The 22,521-nt window shown below is 73.7% G+C and carries 19 protein-coding genes, 1 tRNA gene and 1 pseudogene; 6 read left to right on the forward strand and 15 right to left on the reverse strand.

Annotated features, from left to right (window positions below; all coding sequences use genetic code 11):
* Positions 1-3: 3 nt before the first annotated feature.
* Positions 4-660, reverse strand: coding sequence for an ANTAR domain-containing response regulator (locus ACQP17_RS09405; protein ID WP_329152093.1), 657 nt, complete (start codon positions 658-660; stop codon positions 4-6).
* 90 nt (positions 661-750) lie between these two features.
* On the opposite strand from ACQP17_RS09405, the gene ACQP17_RS09410 reads away from it, so the two are divergent.
* Positions 751-834, forward strand: a tRNA-Leu gene (locus ACQP17_RS09410).
* 309 nt (positions 835-1,143) lie between these two features.
* On the opposite strand, the gene pyk is transcribed toward ACQP17_RS09410, so the two are convergent.
* The 6 genes from pyk to ACQP17_RS09440 form a co-directional block, all read right to left on the reverse strand.
* Positions 1,144-2,580, reverse strand: a complete 1,437-nt coding sequence (gene pyk / locus ACQP17_RS09415; protein ID WP_433855851.1) for a pyruvate kinase — start codon at positions 2,578-2,580, stop codon at positions 1,144-1,146.
* A 145-nt stretch (positions 2,581-2,725) separates the two neighbouring features.
* Positions 2,726-3,415: an SIMPL domain-containing protein gene (locus ACQP17_RS09420; RefSeq protein WP_433855852.1), complete on the reverse strand. Its 690-nt coding sequence runs from the start codon at positions 3,413-3,415 to the stop codon at positions 2,726-2,728.
* 160 nt (positions 3,416-3,575) lie between these two features.
* Positions 3,576-5,021 carry a lysine N(6)-hydroxylase/L-ornithine N(5)-oxygenase family protein gene (locus ACQP17_RS09425; protein WP_433855853.1) on the reverse strand — a complete coding sequence of 482 codons (1,446 nt, stop codon included), beginning with the start codon at positions 5,019-5,021 and terminating at the stop codon, positions 3,576-3,578.
* Positions 5,018-6,433, reverse strand: a complete 1,416-nt coding sequence (locus ACQP17_RS09430; protein WP_433855854.1) for a pyridoxal phosphate-dependent decarboxylase family protein — start codon at positions 6,431-6,433, stop codon at positions 5,018-5,020. The genes ACQP17_RS09425 and ACQP17_RS09430 overlap by 4 nt, the downstream gene beginning before the upstream one ends.
* A gap of 199 nt (positions 6,434-6,632) precedes the next feature.
* Positions 6,633-9,182 carry an aminopeptidase N gene (gene pepN / locus ACQP17_RS09435; RefSeq protein WP_433855855.1) on the reverse strand — a complete coding sequence of 850 codons (2,550 nt, stop codon included), beginning with the start codon at positions 9,180-9,182 and terminating at the stop codon, positions 6,633-6,635.
* 67 nt (positions 9,183-9,249) lie between these two features.
* Positions 9,250-10,128, reverse strand: a complete 879-nt coding sequence (locus tag ACQP17_RS09440) for a helix-turn-helix domain-containing protein (protein WP_433855856.1) — start codon at positions 10,126-10,128, stop codon at positions 9,250-9,252.
* Positions 10,129-10,386: 258 nt separating this feature from the next.
* Between ACQP17_RS09440 and ACQP17_RS09445 the strand changes: the two are divergent.
* A pseudogene (locus tag ACQP17_RS09445) lies at positions 10,387-10,434 on the forward strand (hypothetical protein); the annotation flags it as partial.
* Between the two features lie 141 nt (positions 10,435-10,575).
* On the opposite strand, the gene ACQP17_RS09450 reads toward ACQP17_RS09445, so the two are convergent.
* The 5 genes from ACQP17_RS09450 to ACQP17_RS09470 form a co-directional block, all read right to left on the reverse strand.
* Positions 10,576-13,689, reverse strand: coding sequence for an endo-alpha-N-acetylgalactosaminidase family protein (locus ACQP17_RS09450; protein WP_433855857.1), 3,114 nt, complete (start codon positions 13,687-13,689; stop codon positions 10,576-10,578).
* 153 nt (positions 13,690-13,842) lie between these two features.
* Positions 13,843-15,036, reverse strand: coding sequence for a sensor histidine kinase (locus ACQP17_RS09455; RefSeq protein ID WP_433855858.1), 1,194 nt, complete (start codon positions 15,034-15,036; stop codon positions 13,843-13,845).
* The gene (locus tag ACQP17_RS09460; protein WP_433855859.1) at positions 15,033-15,713 is read right to left on the reverse strand and encodes a response regulator; all 681 of its coding nucleotides are present in this window, start codon (positions 15,711-15,713) and stop codon (positions 15,033-15,035) included. Before ACQP17_RS09460 ends, ACQP17_RS09455 begins: the two co-directional genes overlap by 4 nt.
* 101 nt (positions 15,714-15,814) lie before the next feature.
* Positions 15,815-16,000, reverse strand: a complete 186-nt coding sequence (locus ACQP17_RS09465; protein ID WP_433855860.1) for a hypothetical protein — start codon at positions 15,998-16,000, stop codon at positions 15,815-15,817.
* 214 nt (positions 16,001-16,214) lie between these two features.
* Positions 16,215-17,024 carry a S1 family peptidase gene (locus tag ACQP17_RS09470; RefSeq protein WP_433855861.1) on the reverse strand — a complete coding sequence of 270 codons (810 nt, stop codon included), beginning with the start codon at positions 17,022-17,024 and terminating at the stop codon, positions 16,215-16,217.
* A gap of 266 nt (positions 17,025-17,290) precedes the next feature.
* Between ACQP17_RS09470 and ACQP17_RS09475 the strand changes: the two genes are divergently transcribed.
* On the forward strand, positions 17,291-18,193 hold the full coding sequence (locus tag ACQP17_RS09475) for a hypothetical protein (protein WP_433855862.1): 903 nt from the start codon (positions 17,291-17,293) through the stop codon (positions 18,191-18,193).
* A gap of 26 nt (positions 18,194-18,219) precedes the next feature.
* Here the strand turns inward: ACQP17_RS09475 and ACQP17_RS09480 are convergent, their stop codons facing one another.
* Together ACQP17_RS09480 and ACQP17_RS09485 are read right to left on the reverse strand one after the other, a co-directional pair.
* Positions 18,220-18,915 (reverse strand): alpha/beta fold hydrolase, encoded by a 696-nt coding sequence (locus tag ACQP17_RS09480; protein ID WP_433859866.1) that lies wholly within the window; start codon positions 18,913-18,915, stop codon positions 18,220-18,222.
* 131 nt (positions 18,916-19,046) lie between these two features.
* Positions 19,047-19,778, reverse strand: coding sequence for an MBL fold metallo-hydrolase (locus ACQP17_RS09485; RefSeq protein WP_433855863.1), 732 nt, complete (start codon positions 19,776-19,778; stop codon positions 19,047-19,049).
* A 143-nt stretch (positions 19,779-19,921) separates the two neighbouring features.
* On the opposite strand from ACQP17_RS09485, the gene ACQP17_RS09490 reads away from it, so the two are divergent.
* Positions 19,922-20,410 (forward strand): hypothetical protein, encoded by a 489-nt coding sequence (locus ACQP17_RS09490; protein ID WP_433855864.1) that lies wholly within the window; start codon positions 19,922-19,924, stop codon positions 20,408-20,410.
* A gap of 102 nt (positions 20,411-20,512) precedes the next feature.
* Complete coding sequence (locus ACQP17_RS09495; RefSeq protein ID WP_433855865.1) at positions 20,513-20,989, forward strand: PPOX class F420-dependent oxidoreductase; 477 nt, start codon at positions 20,513-20,515, stop codon at positions 20,987-20,989.
* 3 nt (positions 20,990-20,992) lie between these two features.
* Here the strand turns inward: ACQP17_RS09495 and ACQP17_RS09500 are convergent, their stop codons facing one another.
* Positions 20,993-21,754: a winged helix-turn-helix domain-containing protein gene (locus ACQP17_RS09500; protein WP_364877016.1), complete on the reverse strand. Its 762-nt coding sequence runs from the start codon at positions 21,752-21,754 to the stop codon at positions 20,993-20,995.
* A gap of 67 nt (positions 21,755-21,821) precedes the next feature.
* Here ACQP17_RS09500 and ACQP17_RS09505 point away from each other — a divergent pair, with 67 nt between their 5' ends.
* Positions 21,822-22,397, forward strand: coding sequence for a hypothetical protein (locus tag ACQP17_RS09505; RefSeq protein WP_433855866.1), 576 nt, complete (start codon positions 21,822-21,824; stop codon positions 22,395-22,397).
* The last annotated feature ends 124 nt before the right edge of the window (positions 22,398-22,521 follow it).

Consider the following 22,521-nt stretch of genomic DNA (forward strand, 5'->3'; position numbering starts at 1 on the left):
CGGCTACTGATCCTTCTTCTGCTGCTTCTTCTCCTCGGCGTCCTCGATGACCGCCTCCGCCACCTGCTGCATGGACAGCCTGCGGTCCATCGACGTCTTCTGGATCCACCGGAACGCCGCCGGCTCCGTCAGCCCGTACTGCGTCTGCAGCACGCTCTTGGCCCGGTCCACCAGCTTGCGCGTCTCCAGCCGCTGCGTGAGGTCCTCGACCTCCTGCTCCAGCGTCTTCAGCTCGGTGAACCGGCTCACCGCCATCTCGATCGCCGGAACCACGTCCGTCTTCGAGAACGGCTTCACCAGATACGCCATCGCCCCCGCGTCCCGCGCCCGCTCGACCAGCTCACGCTGGGAGAACGCGGTCAGCATCAGCACCGGCGCGATGCTCTCCTCGGCGATCACCTCGGCCGCCGAGATGCCGTCCAGCACCGGCATCTTCACGTCCAGGATCACCAGATCCGGGCGGTGCTCCCGGGCCAGCTCGACGGCCGTCTGACCGTCCCCGGCCTCGCCCACGACGGTGTAGCCCTCCTCCTCCAGCATCTCTTTGAGATCGAGACGGATGAGGGCCTCGTCCTCGGCGATCACGACGCGCGTGGTCAGCGGAGGGACGTGCGACTGATCGTCATCGGCGGTGGGCTGCTCGGGCTCGGCGGCGCTCACGGGACTCCTCATTCAGGCAGGTGGTGCCCTTGCAGCCTACCTAGCTGCACTGCTGTCTGTTCACCCGGTACACTTCTGCCGAGCATCCCAGCCGGGTTGGCGCAACTGGTTGACGCGGAGGCCTCAAAAGCCTCTGTCCGAAAGGGCATGTGGGTTCGAATCCCATACCCGGCACTTTCTCTTTCCAGCGGAGTTTCACGTTCTCGTGCATGCGCTCCGCTTTTACTCCCCGCCGCGCCGGCGCATACGCACGGTAATGCCGTGATCTTTCATGGCGCAGGCGTACGGCGCACGGTAATGACCCCGTCAGGCAATTGCCCGGCTCCGCGCGGGAACCAGGTCGCCCGTGGCGACGACCCGTTCACCTATCCCCCTGGCCCGCAAGGCCTCCGTCGTGCTCATGGAGCGGCACATCGGGCCGAAGTACCGACGGGGACGGCGGTCAGGACCTCGGCCCAGCGGGTTCGGGGTGGGGCGGTGGGGCTACTTCGGGGAGTCGTCCTCACCGATGTGGTGGACGCGGACGAGGTTGGTGGAGCCGGGGACGCCGGGCGGGGAGCCGGCGGTGATGATGACGACGTCGCCCTTGCGGCAGCGGCCGAGGGCGAGGAGGTGCTCGTCGACCTGGGCGACCATCTCGTCCGTGGAGTTGACGGTCGGACCGAGGAAGGTCTCCACTCCCCAGCTGACGTTGAGCTGGGCCCGGGTGGCCGGGTCGGGGGTGAAGGCCAGCAGGGGGATGGGTGAGCGGTAGCGGGAGAGGCGGCGGACGGTGTCGCCGGACTGGGTGAACGCGACGAGGAACTTGGCGCCGAGGAAGTCGCCCATCTCGGCGGCGGCACGGGCGACGGCGCCGCCCTGGGTGCGGGGCTTGCCGGTTTCGGTGAGCGGCGGGAGGCCCTTGGCGAGGACGTCCTCCTCGGCGGCTTCGACGATGCGGCTCATGGTCCGGACGGTTTCGGTGGGGTAGCTGCCGACGCTGGTCTCGCCGGAGAGCATGACGGCGTCGGTGCCGTCGATGACGGCGTTGGCGACGTCGGAGGCCTCGGCGCGGGTGGGGCGGGAGTTGTCGATCATCGAGTCGAGCATCTGGGTGGCGACGATGACGGGTTTGGCGTTGCGTTTGGCGAGTTTGATGGCGCGCTTTTGGACGATGGGCACGGTTTCAAGGGGCATTTCGACGCCGAGGTCGCCGCGGGCGACCATGATGCCGTCGAAGGCGGCGACGATCTCGTCGATGTGGTCGACGGCCTGGGGCTTTTCGATCTTGGCGATGACCGGGAGGGCGCGGTTCTCCTCGCGCATGATGCGGTGGACGTCTTCGATGTCGCGGCCGCTGCGGACGAAGGAGAGGGCGATGAGGTCGGCGCCGTAGCGCAGGGCCCAGCGGAGGTCGTCCTGGTCCTTTTCGGAGAGGGCGGGGACGGAGACGGCGACGCCGGGGAGGTTGAGGCCCTTGTGGTCGGAGACCATGCCGCCCTCGATGACCGCGGTGTGGACGCGGGGCCCGTCGACGGCGGTGACTTCGAGGGTGACCTTGCCGTCGTCGACGAGGATGCGTTCGCCGGTGGTGACGTCGTCGGGGAGGCCCTGGTGGGTGGTGCCGCAGATCTGGCGGTCGCCCTCCACGGCGGGTTCGACGGTGATCGTGAACTCGTCGCCGCGTTCGAGAAGTACGGGGCCCTCGCGGAATCGGCCGAGTCGGATCTTCGGGCCTTGAAGGTCGGCGAGGATGCCGACGCTGCGGTTGGCCTCCTCGGCGGCCTTGCGGACCCGGTCGACGCGTGTCTCGTGGTCGGCGTGGGTGCCGTGGCTGAGGTTGCAGCGGGCGATGTCCATTCCGGCGTCGACGAGGGCTTTGATCTGCTCGTACGAGTCGGTGGCGGGGCCCAGTGTGCAGACGATTTTTGCTCGGCGCATGTGCCGACTCTATGACTTACCGGGCGGTAGGGAACGGTGGCGAGGTGTCTGCTCAACGAGGGCTTAATGAAGGGCTGTTGACACGTCTTGGAATGCGCGCGCACCCGCTCCGATGAGCGGAATTCCGCCCTCGCGCGGGGTGGCCTCAGAGCGTGGGGCGGGTCATCGTCAAGCGTGCATTGACGCTGGCGTGGACGGTCTGCCGCTGGGGTTCGAGGTCGAGGGCGGGGGCGGCCTCCTGGGCGGGGGCGCCGTAGCCGGGGGCCGAGCGCAGGGCGGGGCCGGCGGTGGGGGCGGCGGTGTCGGCGCCGAGGTCGGCGATTTCGAGGAGGGCGTCGAGCCGGGCGCCGACGGCTTCGGCGTATTCGCGGGCGCGCTGGACGGCTTCGTGGACGGCCTGGGTGCGGGCGGCGCGGTGGGCGGGTGAGTCGGGGCGCAGCGCCCACCAGGGGCCGTCGACGCGGGTGAGGTCGAGGTCGGCGAGGCGGGTGGTGAGTTCGCCGAGGGCGGTGAAGTCGTTGAGGGTGGCGGTGTGGGTGACGCGTCCGTGGTAGGCGCGGATGCGTTCGTGGCGGCCCTTGTCGGTGAGTTGCGGGGTGAGGCTGAAGGCGCCGGTTTCGAGCTTTTCGAGGGCGTCGCCGTAGGTCTTGAGGAGGGTGAGGGCTTGTTCGTTGCGGCGGGTGAGGTCGGTGAGGGCGGTGGTGCGGTCGGTGCCGCGGGCGGTGACGGTGACGGCGATGCGGGCGATTTCGGGGTCGACCTCGAGGCGGGCTTCGCCGCGGACGGCGAGGCGCGGGGTGTCGGGGGTGCCGTACGGGAGGGCGGTGTCGGTCATGGGTGCCTCCGCGGTGGTGGGGCGGGTGTGGGGGTGAAGGGTGGCACATCCGGGCGGGCGGCGGGGCGCGGCCGGGGGTGCGGGGTGGCGGAGGCGGTGGGGCGGGCGCGGTGTGGTGGGTCCGGGGCGGCGGCGGTGCCGGGGCATCGCCGCCGTCGGGTCAGCCGCGGGGGACGAGGGTGGAGCCGCCCTGGCGGGGGACGGTGCCGGTGCGTCCGGCGGGGGTCTGTGGAAGGCCGAAGGTGGTGAAGGCGGTGCGGGTGGGGAGGGGGTAGGGGGTGCTGTCGGTGAGGGAGTTGAGGATGGTGGCGCTGCGCCAGGCGGCGAGGCCCAGGTCGGGGGTGCCGACGCCGTGGGTGTGGGTCTCGGCGTTCTGGACGTAGACCGCGCCGGTGACCGAGGGGTCGAGGATCAGGCGGTGGTCGGTGTCGATGCGGGGGCGCTCGGAGGAGTCGCGGCGTACATAGGGGTCGAGGGCCGCGAGGAGGGTGTCGATGCGGCGTTCGCGGTAGCCGGTGGCGAGGACGACGGCGTCGGTGGTGAGGCGGGAGCGGGTGCCTTGCTGGGTGTGGTCGAGGTGGAGTTCGACTCGGGTGGTGCCGACGCGTCCCGCGGTGCGGACGCAGACGCCGGGGGTGAGGGTGGCGTCGGGCCAGCCGCCGTCGAGGGTGCGGCGGTAGAGCTCGTCGTGGATGGCGGCGAGGGTGTCGTGGTCGATGGCCTTGTGGAGTTGCCACTGACCGGGGAGGAGGGCGTCACGGACGCGTTCGGGGAGGGCGTGGAAGTAGCGGGTGTAGTCGGGGGTGAAGTGTTCGAGGCCGATCTTGCTGTATTCCATGGGGGCGAAGGCGGGGGTGCGGGCGAGCCAGTGGAGGCCTTCGCGGCCGGCGGGACGGGCGCGGAGCTGGTCGAGGAAGATCTCCGCGCCGGACTGGCCGGCGCCGATGACGGTGAGGCGGTCGGCGGCGAGCAGGCGGTCGCGGTGGGTGAGGTAGTCGGCGGAGTGGATGACGGGGACGGCGTTGGCCTCGGCGAGGGGGCGCAGGGGGACGGGGATGTGGGGGGCGGTGCCGATGCCGAGGACGAGGTTGCGGGCGTAGGTGCGGCCGAGGGCTTCGGCTTCGCCGTCGGCGTCGAGTTGGGTGAAGTCGACTTCGAAGGCGTCGCGTTCGGGGTTCCAGCGGACGGCGTCGATCTGGTGGCCGAAGTGGAGGGCGGGGAGGTTTTCGCTGACCCAGCGGCAGTAGGCGTCGTATTCGGCGCGGTGGAGGTGGAAGCGTTCGGCGAAGTAGAAGGGGAAGAGGCGTTCGCGGGTCTTGAGGTAGTTGAGGAAGCTCCAGGGGCTGGCGGGGTCGGCGAGGGTGACGAGGTCGGCGAGGAAGGGGACTTGGAGGGTGGTGCCGTCGATGAGGAGGCCGGGGTGCCAGTGGAAGGCGGGGCGCTGGTCGTAGAAGGCGGTGCGGAGGTGGGTGAGGGGGTGGGCGAGGGCGGCGAGGGAGAGGTTGAAGGGGCCGATGCCGATGCCGATGAGGTCGAGGGGTTCGTCGGGGGCGGTGGTGCTTGCGGTGTCAGGGGTGTGGGGGGTGTCGTGCGGGGTGTGCGTCATCGGGGGGTCTGGCCTTCCACGAGGGTGAGCAGGGTGGTGAGGTCTCCGGGTTGGGTGTGGGGGTTGAGGAGGGTGGCTTTGAGCCAGAGCCCGGTGGGGGTGGTGGCGCGGCCGAGGACGGCGCGGCCGTCGATGAGCAGCGTGCGCCGGATGGTGGCGAGGGCGGTGTCGGTGATGCCGGTGGGGCGGAAGAGGACGGTGCTGAGGGTGGGACGGGAGTGGAGTTCGTAGCGGGGGTGGGCCTCGATGAGGTCGGCGAGGGTGTGGGCGGCGGCGAGGGTGCGGTCGATGAGGCCGCCGAGGCCCTGGCGGCCGAGGGCCTTGAGGGTGACGGCGATTTTGAGGATGTCGGGGCGGCGGGTGGTGCGCAGGGAGCGGCTGAGGAGGTCGGGGAGGCCGGCTTCGGTGTCGTCGTCGGCGTTGAGGTAGTCGGCCTGGTGGGTGAGGGGGGTCAGGGTGTGGGGGCCGGGGACGGCGAGGAGGCCGGCGGCGACCGGTTGCCAGCCGAGTTTGTGCAGGTCGAGGCTGACGGTGTGGGCGCGGTCGAGGCCGCCCAGGGCGGCGGCGTGGGTGTCGCTGAAGAGGAGGGCTCCGCCGTAGGCGGCGTCGATGTGGAAGCGGGCGCGGTGGTGTGCGGCGAGGTCGGCGAGGGCGGGGAGGGGGTCGATGGCGCCGGTGTCGGTGGTGCCTGCGGTGGCGGTGAGGAGGAGGGGGCCGGTGTGTCCGGCGAGGTTGGCCAGGCAGGTGTGGACGGTGTCGGGGGTCAGGACGCCGTCGGGGGTGGGGAGGGTGAGGGGTTCGGGGAGGCCGAGGAGCCAGGCGGAGCGGTGGATGCTGTGGTGGGCGTTGGCGCCGCAGACGATCTGGAGGGGGCCGGCGGTGGGGTGGTCGGCGGTGGCGGCCTCGCGGGCGAGGAGCAGGGCGAGTTGGTTGGACTCGGTGCCGCCGGTGGTGACCAGGGCGTCGGGGGCGGTGGCCCGGGGGTAGACGAGTGCGGCGAGGGCGCGGCTGGTGAGGGCTTCGAGGGCGGAGGCGGCGGGGGCCTGGTCCCAGGAGTCCATCGAGGGGTTGAGGGCCGCGGCGGCGAGGTCGGCGGCGGTGGCGAGGGCGAGGGGCGGGCAGTGGAGGTGGGCGGCGCAGTGGGGGTCGGCGGGGTCGGCGGCGCCGGCGGCCAGGGTGTGGACGAGGGTGCGCAGGGCGGCGTGCGGGCCGGTGCCGTGCGCGGGGAGGATCGGGTGGCAGGCGTCGCGTACGGCGCGGGTGACGGCGTCGGGGCCGCCGGGCGGGAGGGGGCCGGCGCGGTCCTCGGCGCCGGTGGTGAGGGCGTCGAGGACGGTGTCGAGGAGGGGGCGCAGTGCGCGGGGGCCGTGGGTGCCGCCTGCGAGGGCGGTGCCGGCAGGGGGCACAGACATCGATGTGCTCTTCTGTCAGGAGAGTTGGGGCGCTCCCATGCGGACGAGCCCCGAAGGCGGCCCCAAATTACTTTCCCTGTGGAGCACGTATCCACTGGTTGCGGTCATACCACCCGTAAGTGGTACGGATGTTTACCGCGCGGGGGTGCGGGTGCCGCCGGCTGCCGGTCCGGCGGCACCCGTGGGCGCCGGGCGGTGGTTACCTGCCGTCGGCTGCCGCGCGTATCCGCAGCGCCCGCCGCAGGTCGTCGAGCTGGTCGACGAGCTTGCGGCGCAGGGCGGAGGTCGGGTCGCCGTCGGCGAGGCAGGCCTCGCCCAGGCGCAGGGTCTCGTCCTCGACGAAGGTGGTGGGGAAGGCCCGGCGGCCGGCGGCGGCGGCGAGGGCGGGACCGCGCGCGGCGGCGAGGGCGGGGACCTCGGCGAAGTAGCGGGCCACGTAGGGGCGCAGCAGCTCGTGCTGTTCGGGGGCCCAGAAGCCGTTGGCGGTGGCGACGAAGAGGTAGGTGGACAGGACGGGTTTCCCGCCCGCCTCGTCGGTGGTGAACAGGGCGTCCCAGGCGGCCTGTTTGGCGGCCGGGTCGGGGAGGGCGGCGCGGCAGCGGGCGGCACCTTCGCGGCCGGTGGCGCCGGGGTCGCGGGTGAGTTCGGCGTCGATGGCGGCGTGGAGTGCGCCGGTGGGGGCGGCGCCGAGGGTGGCGAGCCGGGCGAGGATGCGCCAGCGCAGTTCGGGGTCTAGGTGGGGGCCGCCCGGGACGCTGCCGTCGTCGAGCCAGTCCTGGATGCCTTCGGGGGTGGTGGCGCTGTCGATGAAGGTGCGGACGGCGGTGAGCCGCAGGCCCGCCTCGGCGCCGTGTGCGGGGCCTTCGGTGCGGCGCAGGATGTCGCGGCTGAGGGCGGTGAGGGTGGTCAGGGCGGTGTGACGCCGGGCGGCGGGGAGGTAGTGGTCGGCGATCTGGGTGCGGGCGAAGGCCAGGACGCCCTGGATGAGCGCGAGGTCGGTCTCGTGCGGGAGGTGGGTGCGGGCGGCGTCGAGGTAGTCGGTGGGGGCGAGGACGCCGTCGCGGACCATGTCGCGGGCGGCGTTCCAGACGACGGCGCGGGTGAGCGGGTCGGGCAGGCCGGACAGGGAGCGGGCCACGGTCTGCCAGGAGGCGGCGTCGAAGCGGACCTTGGCGTAGGTGAGGTCGCCGTCGTTGAGGACGAGCAGGTCGGGGGCGGGCTTGGGGAAGGCGCGGCGGGTGCGGCCCTCTCCCGCGGGGATGTCGAGCGCGAAGCGGTCGCGCAGGACGAGGTGGCCGGGGTCGGTGAGGTCCTGGTCCCAGGCGCCGACGGCGATGCGGTGCGGGCGGCTGCCGCTGTGGTGGACGTCGACGTGCCAGGAGTCCGCCGTGGTGCCGAGTTCGGGGGTGAGGGTGTCGACTCCGGTGGTGCGCAGCCAGTGCCGGGCCCAGGCGTGGACGTCGCGGTCGGTGGCGCGGCCGAGGGAGTCGATGAAGTCGGCGAGGGTGGCGTTGCCGAAGCGGTGGCGGGCGAAGTGGTCGTTGATGCCGGCGAGGAAGTCCTTCTCGCCCATCCAGGCGACGAGCTGGCGCAGGGCGGAGGCGCCCTTGGCGTAGGAGATGCCGTCGAAGTTGAGGAGGGCGGAGGCGGTGTCGGGGACGTCTTCGGGGGCGGGGGCGACGGGGTGGGTGGAGGGCCGCTGGTCGGCGTCGTAGCCCCAGTCCTTGCGGGAGACGGCGAAGTCGGTCCAGGTGTCGGTGTAGCGGGTGGCCTCCGACAGGACCTGGTAGCCCATGTATTCGGCGAAGGACTCGTTGAGCCAGATGTCGTCCCACCACTGGAGGGTGACCAGGTCGCCGAACCACATGTGGGCCATTTCGTGGGAGATGACCACGCCGCGGGTCTGGCGTTCGGTGTCGGTGACCGCCGAGCGGTAGACGAACTCGTCGCGGAAGGTGACCAGTCCGGGGTTCTCCATGGCGCCGGCGTTGAATTCGGGGACGAACGCCTGGTCGTAGGAGTCGAAGGGGTAGGGCTCCTCGAAGATCTCGTGGTAGCGGTCGAAGCAGCGGCGGGTGAGGTCGAAGAGTTCCTCGGCGTCGGCGTCGAGGTGGGGGGCGAGCGAGCGGCGGCAGTGGAGGCCGAAGGGCAGTCCGGCGTGTTCGGTGCGCAGGGAGTGCCAGGGGCCGGCGGCGACGGCGACGAGGTAGGTGCTGAGGAGGGGGGTGGGGGCGAGGGTCCAGTGGCCGGGGTCGCCCTGGGTGGCGAGGCCGTTGCCGAGGACGGTCCAGTCGGTGGGGGCGGTGACGGTGAGGGCGAAGACGGCCTTGAGGTCGGGCTGGTCGAAGGCGCCGAAGACGCGCTGCGTGTCGTCGAGGAAGAGCTGGGTGTAGACGTAGCTCTCGCCGTCGGCGGGGTCGGTGAAGCGGTGCATGCCCTCGCCGGTGCGGGAGTAGCGCATGGTGGATTCCAGGCGCAGTTCGTGGGCGCCGGGGGCCAGGCCGGTGAGCGGGAGACGGTTGTCGTCCAGGGCGGTGGGGTCCAGGGGGTGGCCGTCGAGGGTGGCGGAGTGCAGGGTGTCGGGCTTGATCTCGACGAAGGTGTCGCCGGCGGTGCGTGCGGTGAACTGGATGACCGTACGGGACCCGAACCGGTCCGCGCCTCGGGTGAGGTCGAGTGCGATGTCGTAGCGGTGGACGTCGATGAGTCGGGCTCGGGTCTGCGCCTCGTCGCGCTGGAGTGCGGGCATGGGGTCATGCTGCCGTACGGTCGGTGCGGCCTGCACGCGGTTTGGCGGGGTGGCCGGTGCCTGCCGGTCAGCCGCTGACCAGCGGTGGGTCGTCCGGGTCGGGGATCTGGGTGGACCAGCCGCCGGGCACGCTGTGGACCTGGCGGTCGCGGAAGCGGACGGGGGCGGTGCCGACGCGGCGGGTGAACAGGCGGCTGAAGTAGGCCGGGTCGTCGTAGCCGACCCGGCGGGCCACGGCGGCCACCGGGAGTTCGGTTTTGGTGAGGAGTTCCTTGGCGCGGCCCAGGCGGATGCCCAGGAGGTAGTCCTTGGGGCTGCAGCCGGCGCCGCGGCGGACGGCCGTGCGGAGTTCGGTGGGGGTCATGCCGTGGCGGGCGGCGTGCTCGGCGACGGACAGCGGCAGGAACGCGTCACGGGCCAGCGCGGTCAGGACGGGTTCGCCGCGGGCGTCCGTGTCGGCCCGGGCCCGGCGCAGGACGACGAGGAGTTCGTGGACGGCGGCGGAGGTCTCCACCTCCAGGAGGGGGTTGCCGCGGCGTGCGGCGCGGGCGATGCGTCCCACGGCGGCGCGCGGCGGGCCGGGGTCGGTGAGGGGGACGAGGGGGCGGTCGCGTTCGATGTAGCCGAGTTCGGTGTAGGTCTCGGCGGCCGGGCCGGTGAAGTCGACGAAGCATTCGTCCCAGCCGGTGACGGGGTCGGCCCCGTAGTGGTGCGCCACTCCCGGGGTGAGCCAGAGCAGGGCGGGGGCGGTGACCGGGTGGCGGTGGCCGTCGGGGGTGGTGCACCAGCCGTGGCCGGCGCTGATGACGACGGCGACGTGGTGGTCGAGGGTGCGCGGGCCGACCGGGGGCAGGGTGCCGTGCTGGAGGCCGACGCCCAGGCACACCAGGCCGAGCCGGTGGTGGAGCGGATTCGGTGTGAAGTACCGCATCCAGGTGTGGTACACGTCCGGCCTCCCGTCGCCGGCGGCCGGCCGGTGCCGCCGCGTCGAACCGTCCAACCGTCCAATCGGATCCGATCTTTGTCCATGGACCGTCACACCGCCAGAGGGCGGGGGTGACCGGAGGCCGGGGCGCCGGGCCGGCGGCGCACGGGAGCGAGGCAAGGGCGGGGTGGCGTGCCGCGGTGCGAGGTGGGAGAGCGGGACTTCCAGCTGGACGGGCGGCCGGTGCGGCTGCCGTCCGGGGCGCTGCACCACTTCCGGGTGCGCGAGGCGCAGAAGGGCCACCGGCCGGCGATGCTGAGGGCGAGGGGCCTGAACTGGGTGGAGACCTGTGTGCCGTGGGATCTGCCCGAGCCGCGTCCCGGAGAGTCCGGGATCCGCAGGCGCCGGGGCCGTCCCCGTGCGCGGACGGGAGCTGACGGAGCCGCACGGGGCCGCCCCCGCGGCCCCCTACACCTCGCGCGCCTCGAACATGTCGAGGACGAACTCCGCCGTCCCGTCGTCGCCCACCTTGCGCAGCCCCACCCATGCCTCGCCCCGGTCGGGCGCGGTGAACTCGTAGGTGTGGGTGGCAGGTTGGGTCGCCACGGGGAGCGGACTGCGGGTCAGTTCGCGGGGCGCGGGGTCGTCGGCGGCGGTGACCCAGGCGTACTGGCCGGCCTGCTCGTTCTCGAAGCGGAAGGTGACCCGGTAGCGGCGGCCGGGGGTGAAGCGGACGGTGTGCGGGACGGTGCGGTAGACCAGTCCGGTGTTCTCGCCGCGGGACTTGAGCGACTGGTCGCCCTCGACGACGTCGTCGATCGCCTTGCCGTTCCAGCCCCGCTGGGTGAAGCGGGCGTGGCGCCGCGCGAGATGGGTGCGGGGGTCGGTGGTGCCGCCCGCGTCGCCCTTGACGAAGACGCCCCAGCCCTGGGGGACGTGCGCGAAGTCCTCGTGGACCAGGGTGCCCGCGCGGGTGGTGTGCGCGGCGGGGACGACGCGTACGTTGTCGAAGCGGACCCGGGCCCGGCCGGCCGCCGCGGTGAGGGCGAGGGTGACCGGGCCGCCGCCGTCGGGGACGGTGAAGTGGGTGAACAGGCGCTGGAAGCGGGTGCCGGCCTTGCGGTCGGCCGCCACGTAGTTGCCGGCGGTGGAGGTGTCCGTCCAGTTGGCGGCGGTGACGCCGTCGGCGGTGCGGATCTCCAGGGCGGCCCGGCGCCGCTCCCCCGCGGTGGCGCCGACCTCGATCTGTACGGAGGCGGCGTAGCGGCCGGGGGCGAGGCGGCGCAGGCGCTGGGCAACGGTGGCGGCGGCGCCCGCGCCGATGACCAGTTCGTAGTCGCCGAGCGCGCTGCGCCGGACCGAGGCGGGGCCGGTGGTGCGCCAGGCGGCCAGGTTTCCGGCGTGGAAGCCGGGGTCGGTGAGCGGGGTGCCCTCGCCCCAGCGGGGGTCGCCCCGGTCCGGGGCCCGGTGGCGGTGGACGACGTATGCCACGCCGGGCCGGGCGGTGAGGGTGAGCGTGCCGTCGTGCACCGGGACCCGGGTCTCGTGGGCGCGGCCCTGGTCGGTGAGCCGGTAGACGTGGACGTGGCGGGCGCCGGACCAGCCGCGCGGCAGCGTCCAGCGGGTGGTGCCGCCGCGGGGGTTGTAGTGGTAGAGCCGGGCGGGGTCGGTGGCGTCGCGGGGCTCCCAGGGCAGCAGGTAGGTGCCGCCGTCGTAGACCAGCCGGCCGTCGGTGACGATCGTGCGGGTGCCGCCGCGCGCCGGGGAGTCCGCCGTCGCGGGCCGGTTGTCGCTGACGGAGGTGCTGGTCGGGCCCTCGAAGGTGATCTCGTGCGGGCCCCAGGTCCTGATCGGGTACGCCTGGAGGTATTTGGCGGGCAGTGCGTCGGTCCAGATGATCGTGTGGAACGCGGTCCAGTCGATCTTGCCGGTCCAGCCCTCGAAGTTGCCCATCCGGCCGCTGCCCAGCAGCGTGGGCCACTTGTCCGCGAAGACGTCCTTGTGGTGGTTGTGCAGGAAGCGGATCAGCCGGGAGTTGATGCCGCGGGAGGTGTCGGGGCCGTAGTCGGTCTCGTTGGCCCAGTGCGACCACAGGGCGGAGCGCTCCAGGCCGTTGCCCCATTCGGTGGCGATCTGCCAGCCCTGGTCGCGCAGGTGGCGCTGGAGGCGGTCGGAGTTCCAGCCGGACTCGCGGAAGACATCGAGGTACAGGGTGGTCAGGGCCGGGTCGGTCTCCTCGCGCAGCTGCGCGAAGCGGGCGGCGATGTCGCCGGAGACCAGATCGCGGCGGGCGTCGATGCGGTAGGACTGGTCGAGCCAGTCCCACTGCTTGTCGTCCTTGTCGACGAGCTGCTCGGAGAAGGCGTGGGCGACGGGGTAGGACTCGGTGGCGTTGACGTGCACGGCGAAGTCGCTGTGCCACGCCTTCCCGGCGCGCAGCAGGGTGTTGAGGTCGGCCAGGCCGCCGGCCCGTTCGTTGTAGTTGCCGCCGTAGTCGGGGTGGGCGGAGTCGTGGCCCTCGGACTGGTAGCCCTTGAGGAGGGTGAACTGCCGCAGCCCGTCGGTGGCCAGGGCGATCCGCTTGACGTTGTCGAGGGTGGCGAGGAACGGGTTGGTGGCCTGGCTGGCGAAGTTGAAGGGGATGTGCGGGACGACCCGCAGGTGCTGGGTGTCGGCGCCCGGCGGCACGACCATGATGTCGCGCAGTGCGATGGCGGCGTCCTGCCAGTCGACGCGGCCGTCGCCGTTGCGGTCGCCGGTGACGATGACGGTCGCGTACGGCAGGGGTTCGGTGGCACCGGACGGCTGCCCGGCGGCCCGGTGCGTCCACTGGCCGGGGACCAGCTGTGCCTTGACGAAGCCGTCGCCGTGCAGGACCTGGTGCCACAGCCGGCCGTTCTCCCAGGCGGTGGCGCCGGACGGCTTGTCCAGGACGGTGTTGGTCTCGACGGCGGCGGCCAGTTCGGCGGTCGCGACGACGGCGTAGGCGCATCCGGTGGGCGCGGCCTCGGCGGGGGTGTCGGCGGTGACCTGGACCAGGGTGTCGCCGTCGGCGTTCTTGTCGAGTGCGATGCGGGCCGCGAGCAGGGTGGCGGCGGGCTGGTCGCTGCGGACGGCGAGCAGGGCGAGGCCGGGGATCTCCAGGGTGCCGACGCGCAGGGCGGGGGTGTCGGTGAGGTCGGTGACCCGCCAGGTGACCTGCCGGCCGCGAACGGCGATCTCGACGGTGACCGCGGTGCCGCCGTCGAAGCCGAGGGTGTAGGTGGCGCGGTCGGCGCGGGCACGGTGGGCGACGCGGGGGGTGTGGGCGGTGCCGTCGATCAGGACCTCGGTGAGCGGGGTGTCCTGGCCGTGCAGGACGGCGCCGGTGGCGCGGTCGGTGTAGGAGACGACGCGCGGGAAGGCGGTGTCGACGCGGACCTCCAGCGCGGCGGAGCGCAGCAGGGCCTGCCCGGCGCGGCGGGATGCGGCCGCGGCGGGGGGCGCGCCGGACGGCAGGGCGCCGGTGACCGGGGCGAGCGCGGTGGCGGCGACGACTGTTCTGCGGCGGGGCCCGCGGGGGGCGCCTGGCTGTCCGTTCACGCGCGCGGTCCTCCTGTGTGCGGCGGTGCTGCCTGTCGGCGGACAGCGTGCTGCGCGGGCGGGGCGTGCGCCCATGGACAAAGGAGGGGCAGGTGTTGGACAGATGTGGGGCCCCTGGGGCGCCGGGGCGCTGCGGGCCGGCCCCGGGGGGCGTCAGGCGGGCGCGCCGCCGTCGAGCGGCAGGAAGGCGGTGAGCTCCCAGCCGCCCTCGGCCGAGGGGCCGGCGGCGAGCCGGCCGCCCATCGCCTCGGCCCGTTCGGTGAGCCCGGCCAGGCCGAAGCCGCCGCCGCGGGCCTGTTCGCACAGGCGGGCAGGGGCGCCGCCGTCGTTGGCGATGCGCAGCTCCGCCCCGAGGGGGACGGGCCGCAGGCCGATGCGGACCGCCGTGGCGTCCGCGGCGTGCTTGCGGATGTTGGTCAGCGCCTCGCGGACGATGCGGTAGACCGCGGCCGCCACATCGGCGGGCAGCACGTCGGCCACCGCCCTGTCGACGGCGAGGACGACCGGCGGGCCGGTGCGGGCGAACGCGTCGGTCAGCGCCCGGACCTCGGCGAGCCCGGCGACGGGATGGGGTTCGGCGCCGTTCTCGCGCAGCACCCGCACCAGCCGGCGCATCGCGCCCAGCGCCTCGCTGCCGGAGGCCTCGATCCGTTCGAAGGTGGCGTCGGCCTGCTGCCCCTCCAGCGAGGTGTAGCGGGCGGCGCGGGCCTGGACGACGATGCCGGTGACGTGGTGGGCGACCAGGTCGTGCAGTTCCCGTGCCAGTTCCAGCCGCTCGGCGGCGCGGACCGCGGCGAGGTCGCGCAGCCGCTGGGCGTCCTGGCGACGCAGGATCAGCGAGTAGGCGACGACGACCACGGTGAGCACGGCGTGCACCAGGGTGAAGATGCCCATCCGGATGTCCCGCATCGGGGTGAGCATGCAGGCCAGGCCCAGCAGCGGGCCGAGGACGGCGGCGGTGCGGGCGGGCGCGCGGTGCAGCACGGCGGTGAGCAGGACGAGCAGCGCGATGCCCTCGCCCAGGCCCCACACCTGCAGCGCGTGCTGTCCGGCGATCAGCACCGCCGAGCCGGCCAGGGAGACGGCGGCCGCGGTCCAGGCCCGGACGGTCAGCGGGATCCGGCTGAGGGGCACCGCGCACAGGCAGACCACGACGGAGGTGACCACCACCGTCGTGTACGGGCGCAGGGGCTGGCCGGCCAGCTCCACCGTCTCGAAGCCGACGAGGAACAGCAGCAGCACCGCCAGCCCGGCCTTGCCGGCGGCGCCGGGCCGCGGGCGGGGCAGGTGCCGGCGCGCCGCCGGGCGCCTGCCCGGGACGAGCCGCTTGCCGGTGCGCTCGCTCACGACCTGCCCGTGACCAGCCCGGTCTCCCAGGCCCAGGCGGCGATCTCGACGCGGTTGCGGGCGTCCAGCTTGTGCTGCACGTTCGCCAGGTGCGTCTTGACGGTGGACAGCGAGACGAACAGTTCGCCGGCGATCTCGGCGTTGGTCAGGCCCCCGGCCAGCGCCCGCACGACGTCCTGTTCGCGCTCGGTGAGCGGGTCGCTGGGGGCGCGGGCCGGGCGGCCGCGGCCGGCGGCGGGGGCCAGCCGGCGCAGCAGCCGGACGGTGATCGCGGGCGAGACCAGGGTGTCGCCGGCCGCGGCGGCGCGGACGGCTTCGACGAGCATGGCGGGGCTGGCGTCCTTCAGCAGGAAGCCGCTGGCCCCGTCGCGCAGCGCGGCATGGACGTATTCGTCCAGGTCGAAGGTGGTGACGATGACGATGCGGGGGCGCGGCCCGTGCTCGGGGTGGGCGGCGGCCAGTTCGGAGAGCCGGCGGGTGACCTCCAGCCCGTCGACGGCGGGCATCCGGATGTCGAGCAGCAGCACGTCGGGGCGCAGCCGGGACACCGCGTCGAGGGCGGCCCGGCCGTCGATGACGTCGTCGAGGACCTCGATGTCAGGCTGGCTCTCCAGAATCATCCGGAAGCCCATCCGGACCATCTCCTGGTCGTCCGCGATGACCACGCTGATCGGCATGCCCTTCCTCCCCGGCGCCGCGGGGGCCGGGCGCCGGTGTCCTTCCGTCCGGTCGTCGGGGCGCAGGGCGCCGCCGGGACCGGGAGACCCGTTGGGCACGGTCAGCCCCGGACCGCCTGCGACGGAGCCCCGGCCGGCTCGACGGGGCGGTCCTGCACGCCGAGCAGGACGTAGACGACGGCCGCGGCGGAGGCCGCGAGGCACAGCGCGGCGAGGACCGTCGTGCGGTGGTCGCGGTCACGGCCGCACGCCGGCGGCCTGGGACGGGGTCGGGGCTGGAGGGTCATGGCTTCACGCTAAGGAGCCGCACGGGGAGCGCCCATAGGCCGTACGGTCATCCGTGACGGCACAAAGCCCGGCCGAAAGCACGATTTTGGTCCCGGATCGGACGGACCAAGGTCCATGGGGCGGCGGGACCAAAGGCCCGGAGCGGGGGCGCGGGTGCCGGCCGCGGCGAAAGGGCCCGGGGACGGTCCCGGGCCCTTCGGTGCGGTGCGGCGGTCAGCCGCCGAGTTCGCCCGCGGCCTTCTTGATGTCGGCGGCGAAGGTGCTCACCTCGCTGTAGACACCGGGCTTGCCGGGCCGTGCGCAGCCGTCGCCCCAGGAGACGATGCCGACCTGGAGCCACTGGCCGGCGTCGTCCTTGCGGAACATCGGGCCGCCGGAGTCACCCTGGCAGGTGTCGACGCCGCCGGTGTCCATCTTGCCGGCGCAGATCTCGTCGCCGGGCGTCAGCTGGTCGCCGTAGGCCTTCTGGCAGGTGGCGTCGTCGACGAACGGCACGGTCGCCTTGAGGAGGTAGCGCTGCTGGTCGCCGCCCTCCTTGTCGGCGCCCCAGCCGGCGATGGTGAAGTCGCCGCTGTTGAGCTTGTCGTCCTGGGCGATCTTCAGGGTGGGCTGGTCCACCGGCTTGGCGAGCTTGATGAGCGCCCAGTCCTTGCCCTTGCCCTGGTAGCCGGGGGCCTGGAGGACCTGGGTGGACTTCACCTTGACGGCGTGCGAGTCCTCCAGGTCGGCGACCCCGGCGGTGGCGGTGAGGGAGGTGTCGGGGCCGCTGCCGTCGACGCAGTGCGCCGCGGTGAGCACGATGTCCTTGGCGTACAGGGCGCCGCCGCAGCCCATCGACAGCCGGACCATGAAGGGGAATTCCCCCTGGTCGGCCTTGGTGCCGCCGACGACGTGGGGGTGGACGGAGCCGGAGGGGTCGGGGGCGGGGGCGGCGAGGGCGGCGCCCGGCTGGAGGCTGAGGGCGGCCAGGGCGACCGCGCCGACGGCGGTGGATCTCGCGAGAAGCTTCCGGTAGTTGCGCAACGGGCTTCCTTCCGTGGGGGGTTGCACGTCGATGACGGGCCCATGCCAACACCGGAGCCGGACGTGACCCGCCGCACCGTGCACATGGCGGAAGACAGCACGCCGTAAGCGTCCGGACCCAGTGGGGGATGAGTCCGAAAGAGCGCCCTGTGATTATGTGGACCGCCGGGCCGGAGTGACAAGAGTCCGCATCCGGCCAACTCCCCTGCCCCACCTGCCCCGTACGGCCCATACCGGGCGTTCCCGGCGCGCCGTACAGTGGCCGGGTGACCTCCGGCAGCAGTGAGATCGAGCACGGTTTCCCCCATCTCGACACGGTGCGTGCGGCCGTCCACGCCCTCTTCACCCGCCTGTCCCACGACACGGTCAGCACCTTCGACACCAGCGTGCTGCCGGTCGACGTGGCCTTCGACGAGACCGAGGACCTGCACCTGGGGGCGCAGCGGGTCGCCCGCGCCCTGGTGCGGCAGCTGCATCTGCCGGACGCCCGGATGGTCATCACCTTCCGCGAGATGGAACACGCCGCGAACGTCGAACTCACCGCGGGCCCCGAGTACTTCATCGAGCTGAACGACCGCTTCGCCACGCACCGCACGGACATCGGCGCCGCGCTGGCCCACGAGGTCATGCACATCTGCCTGCACCGGCTGGACCTGTCCTTCCCCGGCACCCGCGACAACGAGATCCTCACCGACACCGCCACGACCTACCTCGGCGCGGGCTGGCTGCTGCTGGACGCCTACCGCGAGCACGGCCCGTTCTCGCAGAAGCTCGGCTATCTGACGCCGGAGGAGTTCGGCTACGTCCTCGCCCTGCGGGCCCGGTTCTTCGGCGAGGACCCGGCGCCGTGGTTCACCAGCCCGCAGGCGTACGAGGCGTACACGGCGGGCGCCGAACGGGCCGCCCGGGACCGGCGCCGGCCTCCGCTGGCGGGCGCCGGCTGGGCCGCCCGGCTGCACTACGCCAAGGACCGCCGGGCGGCGCGGGAGCCGGGGCGGACGGCCCGGCCCGCCGCGGCCGCAGGGGACGGCTACGCCTTCGAGGGCCCCTCGCCGCTGCGGGTGACCTTCCCCTGCCCCGCCTGCCACCAGCGGATCCGGGTCCCGGTCCGCGGCCGCCTCCAGGCCCGCTGCGGGCTGTGCAAGACGCTGCTGGACTGCGACACCTGACGGCCCGACGGCCGCCCGGCGGGCTCCTAGACCCACCCCTCCAGGCCCGCCATGAAGGCGTCGAAATCGTCGCGGTGCAGGGTATGGCCCACGCCGGGCACCGTACGGACCTCGAAGCCGCGGTCGGCCAGCTCGGCCGCCGCCGGCGCGGAGAAGAGGAAGCCCTCCCCCGCGAACTGCACCAGCGAGGGGACGACGGGCTTGTGCGGCGTACGGTCCTCGCGGTGCCCGGCGGACAGCGCGAGGGCGGTCGCGGTGTCCCAGTCCGCGACGGTGGCCAGCTCGATGTCGAGGTCGGCCTCGCTCCAGCGCGGGTTGAACATCCGCACCAGCGCGCGGTCGGCCCGCTTGAACGTGACGAACAGGGCCGGGTCGACGGACTGTCCGAGCCCGGCGAGCGACCACGCCGGATCGCTGTACACCGCCCGCCGCGGCCGCAGCCGCTCCACCGCCAGGGACAGCGCGAGCCCGCCCAGCGAGTGCCCGAGGGCGACCTCGGGAGCCGCGGGCAGGGTCTCCACGAGGTCGTCGGCGAACAGTTCGGGGCCGTAGTCGCCGCGCGGGCTGCGGCCGTGGCCGCGCAGATCGACGGCGAGGACGCGGTAGCCGCGTGCGGCGAGCGCCGGGCCGACCCGGTGCCAGGTGCGGTGATCGGACATCAGCCCGTGGACCAGCACCGCGATCCGTTCACCGGCACCCCATTCATGGGTGTACAGCCGCATCCCCGTGCTCCTCACGTCCGGGCCTCCTCGGGCCGGTCCGCTGCCGGCCCCGGCCCGCCCGAGGGTATCCGCGCGGCCGCACACCTCCGGGGCGCCGCCCCCGGCACGCCCCGCGGCGCCCCCGGACGTGCCTACAGCCAGTCCGTCGCGGGGGTGGCCGCGGCCAGCGTCTCCCGGGCCCCGGTGCGCAGCGGCACCCCGTGCGGGACGCACACCGTGTCGGCGCCGAGCGCGACGAGCCGCCGGAAGGACGCGAGCGCCTCCTCGCGGGCGACATTGCCCGGGCCGAGGACGGCGCGGCGGCCCTCGGGGTCGGTGCCGATGAGGTCGCCGGGGAAGAGCACCCCGCTCTCCGGCAGGTGCAGCGCGATCCCGCCGGGGGTGTGGCCGGGCACGTGCAGCACCCGCACCGTTTCCGGCCAGTCCTCCAGGGTGTCCCCGTCGTGCAGTTCCCGGTCGACCTCGGCGGGGCGCGGCGGCGGGGTGCCGGCGGCCGAGAGACCGCCCATGACCCCTGCGAACAGCCGCCGTTCGGCGGGGGTGAGCTCCGGCTCGGGGGCAGGGGCGGTGCCGCGGATGTACGGGGCGTCCAGGGCGCCGGCCAGCACGCGGGCGCCGGTGGCGGCGACCAGGTCGGCGGCGGAGCCCATGTGGTCGAGGTGGTGGTGGGTGAGCACGATCTGCCGCAGCTGGTAGGGGCGCCCGCCGAGACGGTCGAGGGCGTCCAGGACGGCCGGGGCGGAGCCGGGGACGCCGGTGTCGACCGCGGCGTATCCCCCGTCGGGCAGGGCGACGAGGTACACGTGCCCGACGGGGAAGGGGAGGTGCCAGACGGTGCGGGTGATCCGGGTGAGTGTGTCCATGTCCCGGACGCTAGCCGCGGGCGGTCCACCCGCACGGCGGTTGCGCCAGGGGCGGATTGTTCCCGGGGCGCACCGCCCGTGGGATCGGGCCGGAACCTGTCTTGCCTCCGGCACGTCACACCGCTGACCAAGGAGGCATTGTCATGCGAGGATCCCACCTCTCCCGCACCCGTACCCTCACCGCCGTGCTCGCGCTGGCCACCGCCGGCACCGTCGCGCTGGCCGGCTGCGGGCAGCAGAAGCAGACCGTGGGCAGCGCGCCCGCACCGAAGAAGCAGGACGCCTTCGAGCAGCGCGCGGACCAGATCGTGCGGGACTGGCCGAAGGTGTCCCCGCTCACCCAGCGGCAGCAGGCGCTGCTGCCGCTGGCCGGCGCGGACCGCCCCAAGGACAAGGGCGTCCGGGAGATCACGGTGACGGTCGGGCACAGCGCCTGCGATGTCCACTTCGGCGCGCGCAGCCACGAGTCGAAGGACCTGGTGGTGGTCTCCGGCTGGGGCAAGCGGAAGAGCAACAAGGGGATGTGCACCGAGCAGCTGGCGACCGACAAGGTGAAGGTCCGGCTCAAGAGCCCGCTGGACGGCCGCAAGGTCGTGGACGCGGCCACCGGCAAGCAGCTGTTCAAGGGCTGAGCGGCACCACAGCCCGGCGGACGGGCGCCGGGCGGCACCGGGGACGTCCCGCCGCCGCCCGGTCCGGCGGATCGCGGCCGTACCGGCCTAAGCTTTGTCGGCATGAGCCCTTCCCCCGCCACCAACCGCCGCGTCGAACTGCCCGAGCTGCTGGAGTTCGTCCGCCCCCGGCACCGCGCGATCCTGCTCACCCGCCGCGGCGACGGCACCCCGCAGGGCTCGCCGCTGACCTGCGGGGTGGACGACTCCGGCCGGCTGGTGATGTCGACCTACCCGGAACGCGCCAAGGTCCGCAACGCCCGCCGGGTCTCGTCGGTCAGCGTGCTGGTGCTGTCCGACGAGTGGAACGGCCCGTGGGTGCAGGTCGACGGCGAGGCCGAGGTCCTCGACACCCCGGACGCGATCGAGCCGCTCGTCGAGTACTACCGCAACATCGCCGGGGAACACCCGGACTGGGACGAGTACCGCGAGGCGATGCGCAAGCAGGGCAAGTCGCTGATCCGGGTGACCCCGCTGCGCTGGGGCCCGATCGCCACCGGCGGCTTCCCGGCCCGCCTCCTGGAGAACGGCGACGCCTAGGGATCAGCCCCGGGGCCCACCGAGCACCGGCGACGGATACAGCGCCTCGTCGGGCAGGCCGAGGCGGTCGCGGAAGGCTCTGCGGCCGGTCGCGGTGACGGTGAGAATGCGGGTGGTGACGGCCTTGGCGATCCAGTCGTGCTCCAGGGCGTGGCGGTAGAGGGCGGCGCCGACCGCGCCGGAGAGGTGCTGGCGGCGCACCGTCCAGTCGAGGCAGGTGCGGACATGGGCCCGGCGGGCGACCGAGGGGCCGGCATCGGAAATGCCCAGCGCGGTCAGCCAGTTGGCGCCGGAGACGGTCAGCACCAGGCCGTAGTCCCGGGCCAGCAGGCCGCGTTCGGTCATGGCGGCGGCGATGGCGACGCCGAGCGCGCCGGCGATGTGGTCGTAGCAGGTGCGGGCGTGGTGCAGCGCGCGGCGGTGGTTGGCCTCGGCCAGCGAGCGGACCGGGACCCGGCGGTAGGGAGCCAGCCCGGCGAGGTTCTCCAGGGTCTCCGCGGTCTCCGGGCCGGCCAGCCGCACATAGCGCCGCCGGCCCCGGCGCTCCTCGGCGAGCAGGCCGCCGGCGACCAGGAGGTTGAGGTGTTCGGTGGTGGTGGAGGGGGCCACCGCGGCGTATTCGGCGAGTTCACCGGCGGTCCAGGCACCGCCGTCGAGCAGGGCCATGCAGATGGCGGCGCGGGTGCGGTCCGCGAGCAGCGCCGCGAGGGCGGCCAGATCGGGGGTGTCCGCGGCGCTTTCCTGATCGGCGTCCCATCGGTTCATCTACACAGAGTAACCTCTCATCACATTTCGGTGAGCGCCGAACCGTCCGGCTTCTATCCTCGACGCCATGAACGTCGCGCTGGAGAAGAGCAGTTCGGTCACCCCGGCGCTGCTGTCCACGGAGAACGACGACGGGACCTTCGTGCTGGTCGAGCTGCGGATCCGGTGGGAACTCGGGCCGGTCGTCAGCGTCTGGCTGCCGTCCCGCGGCCGCACGGCGCAGAATCTCGCGGTACGCCCGGACGTGGTCTTCAATCTGCCGCCGGACGGGACCGTGGCGCAGGAGGGGACGAGCAGCATGCCGTGCGCCGCGGACGCGCCCTGGACCGAGCGGTCCGAGCTGGTGCGGCCGCCCCGGCTCGCGCACTGCCCGGTGCAGTTGGAGGCCCGCCGGGTCGGCGAGCGGACGGTGACCGACGGGGCGTGGACGCAGGTCGAGGCGCAGGTGCTGCGGGTGCACGTCGATCCGCGGGCGGTGCTGCCGCTCGGTGAGGGCGAGGCCTCTGCGGGGGCCTGGCAGCCGCCGGTGCACGACTTCCGGCCGTCGGCCACTCCCCCGCCGCGGCCCGTGCCGGCGCCGGCGCGGGAGCTGGCCCGGCAGCGGGGGCTGCGCTTCCCCGCCACCCGCGGCGGCCGCCCGTAGGCGCCACCGGGCGCCGGGGCCCGGTACACAGCACGCGGCGCCTGCCTCCGGTCGGGGGAGGGGGCAGGCGCCGCGGAGGGTGGCCCGGGGGAAGCCCCCGGGCCCCATGCCGCCGCACGCCGTT

It is taken from the genome of Streptomyces kronopolitis, from assembly GCF_050953795.1.
GTDB lineage: Bacteria > Actinomycetota > Actinomycetes > Streptomycetales > Streptomycetaceae > Streptomyces > Streptomyces kronopolitis_A.

Excerpts from the sequence above, each read along its gene's own strand:
- pyk (WP_433855851.1), bottom strand. The coding sequence starts at position 2,580 with ATGCGCCGAGCAAAAATCGTCTGCACACTGGGCCCCGCCACCGACTCG.
- ACQP17_RS09420 (WP_433855852.1), bottom strand. The coding sequence starts at position 3,415 with ATGACCGACACCGCCCTCCCGTACGGCACCCCCGACACCCCGCGCCTC.
- ACQP17_RS09425 (WP_433855853.1), bottom strand. The coding sequence starts at position 5,021 with ATGACGCACACCCCGCACGACACCCCCCACACCCCTGACACCGCAAGC.
- ACQP17_RS09430 (WP_433855854.1), bottom strand. The coding sequence starts at position 6,433 with ATGTCTGTGCCCCCTGCCGGCACCGCCCTCGCAGGCGGCACCCACGGC.
- pepN (WP_433855855.1), bottom strand. The coding sequence starts at position 9,182 with ATGCCCGCACTCCAGCGCGACGAGGCGCAGACCCGAGCCCGACTCATC.
- ACQP17_RS09460 (WP_433855859.1), bottom strand. The coding sequence starts at position 15,713 with ATGCCGATCAGCGTGGTCATCGCGGACGACCAGGAGATGGTCCGGATG.
- ACQP17_RS09465 (WP_433855860.1), bottom strand. The coding sequence starts at position 16,000 with ATGACCCTCCAGCCCCGACCCCGTCCCAGGCCGCCGGCGTGCGGCCGT.
- ACQP17_RS09480 (WP_433859866.1), bottom strand. The coding sequence starts at position 18,915 with ATGCGGCTGTACACCCATGAATGGGGTGCCGGTGAACGGATCGCGGTG.
- ACQP17_RS09485 (WP_433855863.1), bottom strand. The coding sequence starts at position 19,778 with ATGGACACACTCACCCGGATCACCCGCACCGTCTGGCACCTCCCCTTC.
- ACQP17_RS09490 (WP_433855864.1), top strand. The coding sequence starts at position 19,922 with ATGCGAGGATCCCACCTCTCCCGCACCCGTACCCTCACCGCCGTGCTC.
- ACQP17_RS09495 (WP_433855865.1), top strand. The coding sequence starts at position 20,513 with ATGAGCCCTTCCCCCGCCACCAACCGCCGCGTCGAACTGCCCGAGCTG.
- ACQP17_RS09500 (WP_364877016.1), bottom strand. The coding sequence starts at position 21,754 with ATGAACCGATGGGACGCCGATCAGGAAAGCGCCGCGGACACCCCCGAT.
- ACQP17_RS09505 (WP_433855866.1), top strand. The coding sequence starts at position 21,822 with ATGAACGTCGCGCTGGAGAAGAGCAGTTCGGTCACCCCGGCGCTGCTG.